At 39.3% G+C, this 12,102-nt stretch carries 9 protein-coding genes; 8 read left to right on the top strand and 1 reads right to left on the bottom strand.

Features of this window, described 5'->3' with window-relative positions; all coding sequences use genetic code 11:
* The first annotated feature begins 684 nt into the window (after window positions 1–684).
* The 7 genes from MD536_RS05430 (at window position 685) to MD536_RS05400 (ending at window position 10,697) form a co-directional block, all read left to right on the top strand.
* A complete protein-coding gene (locus tag MD536_RS05430) occupies window positions 685–1,248 on the top strand; it encodes a restriction endonuclease subunit S (RefSeq protein ID WP_239596526.1) in 564 nt (187 codons plus the stop codon).
* A gap of 5 nt (window positions 1,249–1,253) precedes the next feature.
* Window positions 1,254–2,783 (top strand): type I restriction-modification system subunit M, encoded by a 1,530-nt coding sequence (locus MD536_RS05425; RefSeq protein WP_239596524.1) that lies wholly within the window; start codon window positions 1,254–1,256, stop codon window positions 2,781–2,783.
* A gap of 76 nt (window positions 2,784–2,859) precedes the next feature.
* On the top strand, window positions 2,860–4,089 hold the full coding sequence (locus tag MD536_RS05420; protein WP_239596523.1) for a restriction endonuclease subunit S: 1,230 nt from the start codon (window positions 2,860–2,862) through the stop codon (window positions 4,087–4,089).
* A gap of 8 nt (window positions 4,090–4,097) precedes the next feature.
* On the top strand, window positions 4,098–5,459 hold the full coding sequence (locus MD536_RS05415; RefSeq protein WP_239596520.1) for a hypothetical protein: 1,362 nt from the start codon (window positions 4,098–4,100) through the stop codon (window positions 5,457–5,459).
* Window positions 5,460–5,470: 11 nt separating this feature from the next.
* On the top strand, window positions 5,471–6,694 hold the full coding sequence (locus tag MD536_RS05410; RefSeq protein WP_239596514.1) for a Shedu immune nuclease family protein: 1,224 nt from the start codon (window positions 5,471–5,473) through the stop codon (window positions 6,692–6,694).
* On the top strand, window positions 6,691–9,996 hold the full coding sequence (locus tag MD536_RS05405) for a type I restriction endonuclease subunit R (RefSeq protein ID WP_239596513.1): 3,306 nt from the start codon (window positions 6,691–6,693) through the stop codon (window positions 9,994–9,996). The genes MD536_RS05410 and MD536_RS05405 overlap by 4 nt, the downstream gene beginning before the upstream one ends.
* Entirely contained in the window at window positions 9,996–10,697 is a 702-nt protein-coding gene (locus MD536_RS05400) for a M48 family metallopeptidase (RefSeq protein ID WP_239596511.1), read from the top strand. Before MD536_RS05405 ends, MD536_RS05400 begins: the two co-directional genes overlap by 1 nt.
* Before the next feature lie 391 nt (window positions 10,698–11,088).
* Here MD536_RS05400 and MD536_RS05395 read toward each other — a convergent pair whose 3' ends face one another.
* Window positions 11,089–11,499 carry an XRE family transcriptional regulator gene (locus MD536_RS05395; RefSeq protein ID WP_239596509.1) on the bottom strand — a complete coding sequence of 137 codons (411 nt, stop codon included), beginning with the start codon at window positions 11,497–11,499 and terminating at the stop codon, window positions 11,089–11,091.
* Between the two features lie 127 nt (window positions 11,500–11,626).
* Here MD536_RS05395 and MD536_RS05390 point away from each other — a divergent pair, with 127 nt between their 5' ends.
* Complete coding sequence (locus MD536_RS05390; protein ID WP_239596507.1) at window positions 11,627–12,100, top strand: hypothetical protein; 474 nt, start codon at window positions 11,627–11,629, stop codon at window positions 12,098–12,100.
* The last annotated feature ends 2 nt before the right edge of the window (window positions 12,101–12,102 follow it).

Raw genomic sequence — 12,102 nt, 5'->3', positions numbered from 1 at the left:
ACATCCTTTTGTTCAGGAACCGGTTCAGGTGTTCACAATACTGGCTGTAGGCATATCCATCCAGATGCTGTTCCTTATACTCGCCAAAGAGCAGTTGCCGCGTAACACCAGGCCGGTCAATCGTTTTATACTTTTAATGGAGTGACCTTCCTGCTTCAATTTAAGAACTTGTTTGAGCTATTCCATTGCAATTGATTTTGCTGCCATTCTTAACGCTGTTTTTAAAGAGGCAAGTTTACAACTACAACTGCTCTTTTACACATCCTTTAGGGGGTCAACTTGTGCCGGAATGACAGTGGATAAAAACAACCCTAGGGGGGTAAGATCATCCGGAATAAGTTGGCAATCTGATGGGTCAATATCCCAGAATGCCGCCAATCATGAAAAAATCCCGGGGGTCAAGTTGCTCCGGAATAAGGGGGTCAAGTTAAATCGGAACAGGGGGGCAAGATGGTCCGGAATCTACAGGTTGAGTAAAAAAATGAAGACAGTTTAGACTAAATAAAAAGTGATTACTTTAAATGAATATCACTCCTGGAAGCTAATTACTTGGTAATCAGATAATTATGTTCAAGATGCATAATATCGCTTACTCTTTAAAGAACAAATTTGAAGAGATCTACAAAAATAAAATTGAGTAAAGCCATATTATTCTCTATCTTTACAGAACTGAAACGTTCTACAATGATAAAAATGACAAGTGTGGCTTCCATTTCTGACATCAGGTTCGGGCTTTATGCTCAGCCTGATCCCTCAGGTTCAACAGCCTATCTGCAAGTCCGCCAATTTAGTGAAGATGGAAGACTGACCACACAGGCTGATGAGTATATAAATATAAATAAAAAAACAGAGCCTCATCTGTTAAAAGGTGGTGATGTGCTTTTTACCGGGAAAGGTAATAGGTTGTTCTCCTGGTGTTACACCCTTACTGACCATCCAGCCGTAGCTTCTTCCATATTCTTTGTATTACGACCAGATCAACGGTTGGTATATCCGGAATACTTGGCTGCAATATTAAATGCACCTCAAAGCAAAGCTGCCTTTCAGCAGTTAGGTAGCGGAACGAACATTTTTTCCATTCGAAAATCAGAGCTGGGTGCATTTGAAATTCCGTTACCGTCTATGCAACAGCAAAAGAGTATAGCTGCATTAGCTGCTTTGCATCAGGAGGAGATCGAACTGTCTCAAAAACTCATTGCAGAAAAGCGAAATTTATATACCGCAATCATTTCTAAACTGATTAAATAATTATTATGGAGAAGAAACTCACGCAAAAAGAAATCAACGGTATCGTCTGGAAAGCATGCGACACATTTCGCGGCACCATCGACGCCACACAATACAAGGATTACATCTTAACGATGCTATTCCTTAAATATGTTACTGATGTATGGAAGGACAAAAAAGCAGCTTATGCAGAAAAGTACAATGGTGATGAAGTTCGTATTGAAAGAGCGCTGCGTAACGAACGTTTCCAGGTGCCTAACGAATGCACTTTTGATTACCTGTTTGAACAGCGCAATGAAAATAACCTGGGTGAGCTGATCAACATTGCTTTGGAAAAGTTGGAAGATGCAAACCGCAGCAAGCTGGAAAGGGTGTTCCGTAACATTGACTTTAATAGTGAAGCAAACCTTGGTCAAACTAAAGACCGTAACCGTCGATTGAAAAACTTGCTGGTTGATTTCTCTGCTCTTAATCTACAGCCTTCACACCTGGAAGGGAATGATATAATAGGTGATGCATATGAATTTTTGATTGCACAGTTTGCAGGTGACGCCGGTAAAAAAGCTGGAGAATTTTACACCCCGGGAGAAGTCTCAACACTGTTGGCAAAGTTGGTAGATCCGCAGCCAGGCAACCGGATCTGTGATCCTGCTTGTGGTTCTGGTTCCTTATTAATAAAAGTAGCAAGAGAGGTAGGTAGCAACAACTTCTCATTATACGGGCAGGAAAACAACGGAAGCACCTGGGCTTTAGCTCGTATGAATATGTTCCTGCACGAAATGGACAATGCAGACATAGAGTGGGGCGATACATTAAACAACCCCCGTTTGCTGGAAGGCGATCAGCTAATGAAATTCCATATTGTGGTAGCAAATCCGCCGTTCTCATTAGATAAATGGGGTGCGGATAATGCTTTGGCAGATCAGTACAACCGTTTCCATCGTGGTACACCACCCAAGAGCAAAGGTGATTATGCATTCATTACACACATGATTGAAACCACCTATGAAGATGTCGGCAAAACTGGTGTGATTGTTCCGCACGGTGTTTTATTTCGTGGTAGTAGCGAAGGGAAAATAAGAGAGCAGTTGATTAAAGAAAACCTGCTCGAAGCAGTGATTGGCTTACCTGCTAACCTGTTCTTTGGTACTGGCATTCCTGCAGCCATACTCATTTTCAACAAAGGCAAAGGGGATAATAAAGATGTACTGTTTATTGATGCCAGTCGTGAATACCAGGAAGGTAAAAACCAGAACCGGTTGAGAGAAGATAAAGACATCAAGCACATTGTTGATACCTACAAAGCATTCAAAGCTGCGGCACCGTTAACAACTGAAGAAGGTCTTGTAATGGAAGAGAAGTATGCGTATAGGGCTACACTGAAAGAGATTGAAGAGAATGATTACAACCTGAACATCCCCCGTTATGTGGATACGTTTGAAGAAGAAGCACCGGTTGATATTGCCACTACCCAGGCTGAAATAAAGAGATTGAAAGTTGAATTGGAAACAGTTGAAAACAAAATGGAAGCATATTTAAGAGAATTAGGATTTTAATGAACCTGGCTGCAGTGCTACTAAATAACTTCGTTGCGTCGCACTCTTATACGACTAAATCAATACTGAGCAAATTATGAGCATCAACAACCAACAAAAGCCGGGCTACAAACACACACCATTAGGATGGTTACCGGAGGATTGGGAAGCTGTTAAGCTAAAATCCATTTGTTCTGTCAATCAAGGCTTGCAAATTCCCATCGAAGATCGTTTGAAGGAACAGGTGGATGGAGCAAAAGTATACATTACAATTCAATATCTAAACAATGGCAAAGATGCTGAATTCATAAAGGCAGCCTCTAAATCTGTTTGTTGCGATGAGGACGATGTTTTAATGACTAGAACAGGGAATACAGGTATTGTAGTTACAGGTGTTCACGGGGTATTTCACAATAACTTTTTCAAGATAAATTACGATAAGCAAAGGATAAATAAAACCTACTTGATTGAGTACTTAAATGATCATAAAACCAAGCACACAATACTTGTAAAGGCTGGAACGAGCACAATTCCAGATCTTAACCACAAAGATTTCTATTCGATTTATTTTCCACTTCCACCACTATCCGAACAACGCAAAATCGCCGCAATTTTCTCAACCTGGGATGAAGCCATCACCAAAACCCAGCAACTCATTGCCCAACTGCAACAACGAAACAAAGGGTTGACGCAGCAGTTGCTGACGGGCAAAAAAAGGTTGAAAGAGTTTGAAGGTGATATTGACTTGCATCATCTAAAAGAATTTATCACTGAAGTATCTGAAAAGAACAGTAACCGCCTCGTTGAAAGGGTTTTGTCAGTTACTAACTCGAGAGGATTTATCAACCAAGCAGAACAATTTGATAGGGAGGTTGCAAGTGAAGACCGTTCAAACTATAAAATTGTCCGCAAAGGTCAGTTCGCCTATAATCCTTCCAGAGTAAACGTAGGTTCATTGGATTTATTAAGAAATTTTGATGAAGGTATCCTAAGTCCAATGTACGTGGTGTTCGAAACAGACCACAACAGGTTGCTGCCGGCATTTCTATATTATCATCTGAAGTCGCATTGGTTCTATGGTCATATACCCATGTATGTACAAGGTAGCGTAAGAGATAGTTTATCATTCGACGGACTTACAGCCATGAAGTTTTTTATTCCTACAGTCGAAGAACAATCGACAATCGTTCAAATACTGGATAGTGCCCATGACGAAGTAAAGCTTTACGAGCAAAAGCTTGCCGTCTTGCAGCAACAGAAAAAGGGGCTAATGCAAAAATTATTGACAGGTGAGGTAAGAGTGAAGATTGATAACAACCAAAATTAAAAAGCAACATGAACATCTCTCAAAAGCAAACCATTCTAACAGAAATCGAAACTATGCTGAGTTTTGATTTTGACAACATGATCATCAGTCAATTGCCGGAAAACACGGACTTTAATTCGATCATGTTTGGAAAGTATCCTGTTTTGGAATTTAAAGCTTTGTATTATAAAACCATTCATCAACTGAAAGCGGAAGTTGAAAATGGTTTAGGGCTTCTGCTGCCGAACCAGGAGAATTTTTATAACGATTTTGGTTCAGTTACTCTGGATAGTGACATGCAAAACCTTCGGGCATATGTCTCAAATGTTAATAGCAGGAACGATGCAGCTGCAATCCTCGAAAGGTTAATGTACTACCAAGTTAGACAAGGCTTTTGGGATAGGTCCGCAATAAAACTTCATGATGTAAATACGGATAAGATAAATGCTGCCCAACAACAATTGCAGCTAGTACAGAAAAGCCTCTCAGAAAATCTCAAAAAATTTGAAGAATTAAAGAAGCAGTTCGAAACGAAGCAGGAGGAAGTCAATACATTCTTTGAGACGAAGAAGCAAGAAATGATTGAGGTAAACAGGCTCCTGGCAGAAGCGACTTCATCTAACACAAGAATTACAGAACTGGCATCGTCAGCCACAAACAAGGACACAGAGATAGCCGGAGTTTTAAAAAATGTAAACGATAAGGTAACTACAGTAACAGAAAATATTGGCACCTATCAAACCTCATTTAGCACTATTGAAACCGAAGCTGCTACTCTGAAACAACAGTTAGAAACAACAATATCTACTGCATTGCAGAATTTAGATAAAGCAAAACAGGGAGTTGAGTTTGTGGACAGCAAGCGTGAAGAAATAGTAAGGCTTACCGGAATGGCTGCAGACGGATCATTAGGCTCAAAGTTCGATCAACGTCAAGGTACGTTGGCTAATGGCTTATCATTTTGGAAATGGGGTGTACCGATTGTTACAGCTCTTTCTATTTTATGGGTTATTGCAGTCTTCACTTGGCTTCCGGCACATACTGATAATGTTTGGATCAATTTATTAGTCAACTTGCTTAAAACAACACCAGCATTCATTTTAATGGGTTTTGTCTTTAGCCAGTACGGTAAAGAGAGAAACCTGCAAGAAGAATATGCTTTCAAATCAGCTGTAGCAATGACCCTTACGGCTTACTCAAGCATGTTGGAAAAAGGAGATGATGAAGGAAATAAGACAAGGCAGGAAATGCTATTGAAGTCAATACAACAGGTGTATTTGCAACCCAGGATACATCCTGAAAAGCCTGAAAGAATTTATGCTATGAATGGGAAGCATTTGAAAGATGCTATACAAACGTTATCAGAGGCGGTAAAAAATATTAAAGCTTAACCAATTTATATATGGCTTATCATTCAGAGACGGTGAACATACCTGAAGGTATTCGTGAAATCTACACATTTACTGATGAGAATCCAGAAGATAGACATCTTTCCTATAGAATAGATGAAGAGACTGAGCGGATTGACTTTTATCCGATGCAAATGGAGAATACTTATTTAACTCATGTTATACTTAATGGTTTTAGTCGGTTACCGGCGGAGTTTACTGAAACAGGGTATGTGAGAGGCGGTTGCTTTTATTACATCGACAAAAAATGCGAAGAAGCTGAGATTACGGAGCTCATTATAGATCGTAATGCCAATAACCAGTGCAGAAATTTTAGGGGTGGTGCCAAAAGAATGGTATTGTCTTATAACTCGTTCCAAAGTTTAAAAGAAAGGCTGACAACTATCAATACTGAGGCAAAGAGAGAAAGAAGCGCTTACGCAAATGAATTTTTTCATAATCTATTTCCGACAAAGTTTCAAGAAGTAGATACTACTGTAAATATCAGAAAGAACAGATTGCTGGAAAACCTTGACGTAGAGTTAGTTGGACACCTTTCTCCAGAAGAATTACAATCCTTAGAAAACTTCTATGGGGAAATTTTGGAACGCAGATATGTCTCAGTGCCACACAAATTACGATTGATAAACAGAACCAAGTTGATGGTCGATTCTATCGCATTAGATACCGTCATCGAACGCTATGAGGAATTTTTAGAAGATGATACTAAGTCAGAGTCGGATTGGGGGACATTTTTGAAAGAAAATATCTTTCTAATAGACTCTAAGTACGTTAAAGTAATACCAGAAATTATCATTTCGATGGTAAGGGAAAGGAGAGCTGATTTCGGTTTACTCGATTACAATAATTTTTTTGACATTTTTGAAATAAAGAAACCAGCGACCCAGCTTCTTGCCGCGGCAACAGATAGAAATAATCATTATTGGAATACTGATGCAATCAAGGCAATTACGCAGGCTGAAAAATATCTTCATATCGCTTCAACAAGATCAGACGTTCTACAGGCAGACTTGAGACGTCAGCCGGGGTTTGAAGATGCCCGAATTGTTAAGCCAGCAGTATCACTTCTTATTGGGCATTCTAATCAATTAGATACTCCTCAGAAAATTGAGGATTTCAAAATACTCCGAGCTTCATTAAAGAACGTTGAAATCGTACTTTATGATGAACTGCTTACAAGGATCAAACTTCAGAGAGAAAAAATAATTCAACGATGATTCCGTCATTTAAAGAAGATCACATCTCCCAAATACCTGCACTGCAAATGCTGATGAAGCTTGGCTATAGGTACTTAACACCCAATGAAGCTTTGGAAGCAAGAGGTAACCGGAGCTCAAACGTGTTGCTGGAAAAAATTCTGAAAAAACAACTCAGGGAGATAAACAAGATTGAATACAAAGGTAAAGAATTTCCTTTCTCTGATATAAATATCAATACTGCTGTTCTTGCCCTAAGGGATTTGCCGTTGCAAGATGGATTTATGGCAGCAAGCCACGCGTTTTACGATCTGGTAACGTTGGGGAAAAGTTTAGAACAAAATGTATTGGGCGATAAGAAAAGCTTTTCACTTAAGTACATTGATTGGGAGCATCCGGAAAATAACGTTTACCACGTCACCGAAGAATATTCTGTTCTTCGTTTTGAAAGAACTGACACCTATCGTCCTGATGTGATATTGTTTATCAATGGTATTCCAATGGTGGTGATTGAATGTAAAAGCCCGAAAATCAAACATCCCATTGACCAGGCAATAGAGCAACATCTACGTAACCAACAAGAGGACGGAATTAGATCATTGTATTATTATTCAAACTTAGTCGTTGGCTTAGCAGTTAACGAAGCCAGATACGCCACTACAGCTACATCAAAAGAGTTTTGGAGCGTTTGGAAAGAACAATTCAGGCATAAAGATGATGAGCAGCATTATTTGCAAACGTTACAGCAAATTAAAAACGCACCGTTACCAGACAATGACCGAACAGTATTATTTAAAGAAAGGTTTCAGTATGTGCTTCAGTACTTCAATCAACTGGAGAAAGAAGACTTAACGATCACTGAGCAGGATAAGATGTTGTACAACTTATGCCGTCAGGATCGATTATTAGACATCATGTATCATTTCATTTTGTTTGATGATGGAGTAAAAAAGATTACCCGCTATCAACAATACTTTGCCGTAAAATGGACGCTGGAACGTATCACTAAAGTGCAACCTGATGGTAAGAGGCAAGGCGGGGTTATTTGGCATACGCAGGGTAGCGGCAAGTCATTAACCATGGTGATGCTGGCTCAACTCATTGCAATGCATCCAGACATCAAGAACCCACGAATAGTATTAATTACCGACCGGGTTGATTTGGACGATCAAATAACCGAAACCTTCAAAAAATGCCATAAGATAGTAAGACAAGCAACAAAGGGGGCATCTGCAGAAGCAATAAAAAAGTTTAAGGGCGAAGAGCTTACAGAAAAAGAGTTGGAGAGTTTCAAAAAGGATGCAAGCTTGTTGGGCTACCTTCTTCAATCGGATGATACAATTATAACGACCATTGTTAACAAGTTTGAAACTTTAGTAACTAAGGCTTCAGCATCATTTGAAGCTAATAGCATCTTCGTGCTGGTAGATGAAGGGCACCGCAGCCATTACGGTCCAATGGGCATCAAAGTCAAAAAAGTGTTTCCTAATGCAGCATTTGTTGCTTTCACTGGTACTCCGTTGATGAAAAAGGAGAAGAGTACATCCGGGCAATTCGGTGGCATTATTCCCGGAACAATTTATACTATTTCGGATGCAGTAGAAGACAAAGCCGTTGTTCCCCTATTATACGAGGGAAGGCACAATATTATGCACGTTAATGAAAAGCCACTGGATACTTTTTTTGATCGTGTAGCTGAGCCGCTTACTGAGTATGGCAAAGCTGCTTTAAAACGCAAGTTCTCTTCCAGGAACAAAATAGTTCAGTCAGCCTCGTTCATAGAAAATACAGCATGGGATATTGTAAAGCATTTTACAGATAACATACAAGGCACGGGGTTTAAAGGTCAATTAGTAGCTCCCAATAAGCTATCAGCTATCAGATACAGGGATGCTTTCAAAGATATTAGTAGGGTGTCGGTTGAATTGCTCATTTCTGCCCCTGATGATCGGGAAGGTGAAGAAGATGCATTCGAAGAAAGTGATGATAAAGTAAAAGCTTTTTATAATGCTATGATGGATAAATATGGCAACCAGGAGAAGTATGAAAAAGCCATTATTAGCAGTTTTAAGAGGCAGGACGAACCTGAAATCATCATAGTTGTAGATAAGTTGCTGACAGGTTTTGATGCACCACGTAACCAGGTGCTATACCTTACAAGAAATTTAAAAGAGCATACGTTGCTACAGGCAATTGCAAGGGTAAACAGATTGTACCCTGGTAAGGATTATGGTTACATTATCGATTACTACGGCAATCTTGAAAATCTCGATGATGCATTACATACTTATGCAGGGCTGGAAGAGTATGATCCTGAAGAATTATTTGGTACACTCACAAACATCGCAAAGGAAATAGAAAAACTACCACAAGCACATTCTGAGTTATGGGACATCTTTAAAGAGGTGAAGAACAAGTACGATGAACCTGCATACGAGGAACTTTTATCTGATGAAGCAAAGCGGCATGGTTTCTATGACAAGCTATCGGCTTATCTGCGAATATTGAAGCTGGCTTTATCAAGCTTAGACTTCAACAATAACACACCGGAAAAGCAGATTGAAAAGTATAAGAAAGATGCTGCCTTCTTTTTGGCACTAAGAGTATCTGTGAAAAGGCGATACATGGATGAAACAGATCACAGGGACTATGAAGCACAAGTGCAAAAGTTAATTGATAAGCATATCACATCAGAAGGAGAAGTTTTGAAGATTACAGACTTGGTAAACATTTTTGATAAAGAGGAACGACAAGCAGAACTGGAAAAACTCACAGGTAAGGCAGCTAAGGCAGATCACATTGCCAGCCGTACTTTAAAAGCGATAAGCATTAAGTGGTACGATGATCCTGTCGAAAGTAAGCGGTTGTCTGAACTGATCAAGAAGACAATTGAAGACTACCATCAGCAAAGAATAAATGAAGCAGAATACTTAGCAAAAGCGAAAGACTTTGAAGACGCATTCTTCAATGGAAGACGTAGTAATGTTCCTTTATCCATAAAAGACAATCCCACTGCTATTGCTTTTTATAATTTAACCTCAGAAGAGCTGAAAGATGGTTTAGCATCAAAAACAAATAGAATGGATATAGCAGCAGAAATAGCTGCTATTATCGATGATATTGTAAAGGCAAATATTTTCGACAATGGAAATCCCGTAATAGATTGGCAGAAGAACGATGACATCAAGGGAAAGATGCGTATAGAAATAGATGATCTTCTTTTTGAAATAAAAAACAAGTATGATCTGGAATTAAGCTTCGACCACATAGATCAATTGATAGCTGAGTGCATTAAAGTGGCTGAAACTAAATACAAAAGCTAATGCAGCATGAGATTAAATTTGGTAGCAGGATGGTTGTTTTCAATCTTGAATACAGAAAGCGCAAATCGCTGGGCATAAAAGTCCATCCCGATAACTTGGTAGAGGTATTAGCACCAGTTGATGCAAAGGAACACAAGGTATTGGAAAGATTGAAAGAGAAAGCCCCTTGGATATTAAAACAAATTGATCACTTTAATACATACAAACCATCAACCCCAGCCAGACGTTTTATTAACGGTGAAACACATCTTTATTTAGGTCGCCAGTACCGGTTGAAAATAGTACCTGACAAGATAGATGCAGTTAAAGCTTACAGGGGACAGTTATGGATGCACTCCCAAAATCCAGAACCCGAAGTTCTAAAAAAGCAATTGGAAATATGGTATAAGCACAAGGCATCTGTAGTTTTTACTGAATTGTTGGAAGAAGTGTTGCCAAAGTTTAAGCGTTACAAGATTTCAACACCCGTGTTATCCATACGAACTATGTCCAAGAGATGGGGGAGTTGCACACCTGCTGGTCGCATCATTTTGAATACAGAGTTAATTAAAGCACCTAAAGGGAGCATTGAATATGTAATCATTCACGAACTGTGTCACCTGGTCCATCACAATCATACGAGAGCATTTCAAAATCTTCAAAGTCGAATAATGCCAGATTGGAGTAAGTGGAAGGATAGGCTGGAATACAGTTTAGCTTAAAATCTAATAAACTAAAATGAATAAATGGATTGAACGCATTCGTCAGATTTTCGATAACATGAACAAGCTCAGACGTGAAGACTATTATTATTATGGCTTCAAAAGAAATTAATCATCAATCTTGGAGGCAATAAACGGCTTGATTGCTGAAGAGCAAGATGGTAAAAGAAAATGTACTATCAAAGTGCTAATTCAGCTTCACCTTATACGAACAACAAAGAGGTTGAGTATCTTAAATATCATCAGGATTTGATGCGTAAGAAGAATTCGGCAAAAATTTGTTTGTATATCGGATTATTTTGATGCTGTTTAAATAGTATATGGTTACGTATACAGGGATTTAATTCTCATTTTGATTTGAATCTTATTAGCTAAGACTTAATCAAAGAATTTATTTATGCTTGTCAAGAAGTTTTTGCAATATCTCTATTTTTTCCTTTTCTGCTTGAAGTAATCTTTCGTATAATTTTCTGTTTTCAACAATTTCTTCTGCCCACTTATCAAAAGGATTAAAAGTGCATTTGTAATTTTCAACATAAGCAACAGATTCATCTGTAAATGTATTCGCCACAATACTTATCGCCGCCTCCTCATCAAAATTCTTAATCGCATCCACCGGAATTTTTAACGCGCGCGCTACATCATCCAGAATCCCATCCTCAATTTCTTCTTTTGCTTCCAGTCGGGAGATCTTTAATTGGGTCCATTCTTCACCCAGTAAGGAGGCCAACAGATCCTGCTTCATTCCCAACATTTGCCGAAAGCGCGCAACATTTTTTCCGTGATGAATTTTCTTTTCCATAAGGACAAATATAAGGTTTTAAACCGCTGATTAAAATATGCCAGAGCCCGACTAATTTAATCATTTCCGGATTATTTTATACAATCCGGTAGCTGTTACTTTACCATTTTATCATACACCTTATTCCATGGAAAATACCACGCAGTTGATTAATTTTCCCCCTTTCAATGAAGCTGAATGGATCCGGCTCATCTTCCTGCTCAGCGATACCCAACAATGGATGAATCAGATGATCCTGAACGCCTTCTTCCAGGTGCCCCTGAAGGATCGGAAAAAACTGTTCCGGAAATCCTATTACATTACTGTTACCGCCCTTGCACATATCCTGGAACGGCATTACTATACCATTCCCCGACATCCGGCTGCCAGTAAATTCACAGTTCCGCTTATCGAACTGCTTTCTTATCTCCGCGATGCCTCCACCGAGCCAGCTTCTCCCATTCCGGGTACCCTGCAGTTCAAACGTACCCTCGCGCTGGATAAAACCATCGGCATCGATCTCGATCATGTACCCACCTGCCTGCTCACCATCCTAACGGATGCCGGAGGTCGGATCATCACTGCCTTTCCCGGTTCCTATAAATCGATTCCTAACCTCTAACT

Origin of the sequence: Flavihumibacter cheonanensis (assembly GCF_022352215.1) — a bacterium.
GTDB lineage: Bacteria > Bacteroidota > Bacteroidia > Chitinophagales > Chitinophagaceae > Flavihumibacter > Flavihumibacter cheonanensis.
Note: the sequence above shows the minus strand (reverse complement) of the source record. Positions and strands in the feature narration are given on the sequence as shown.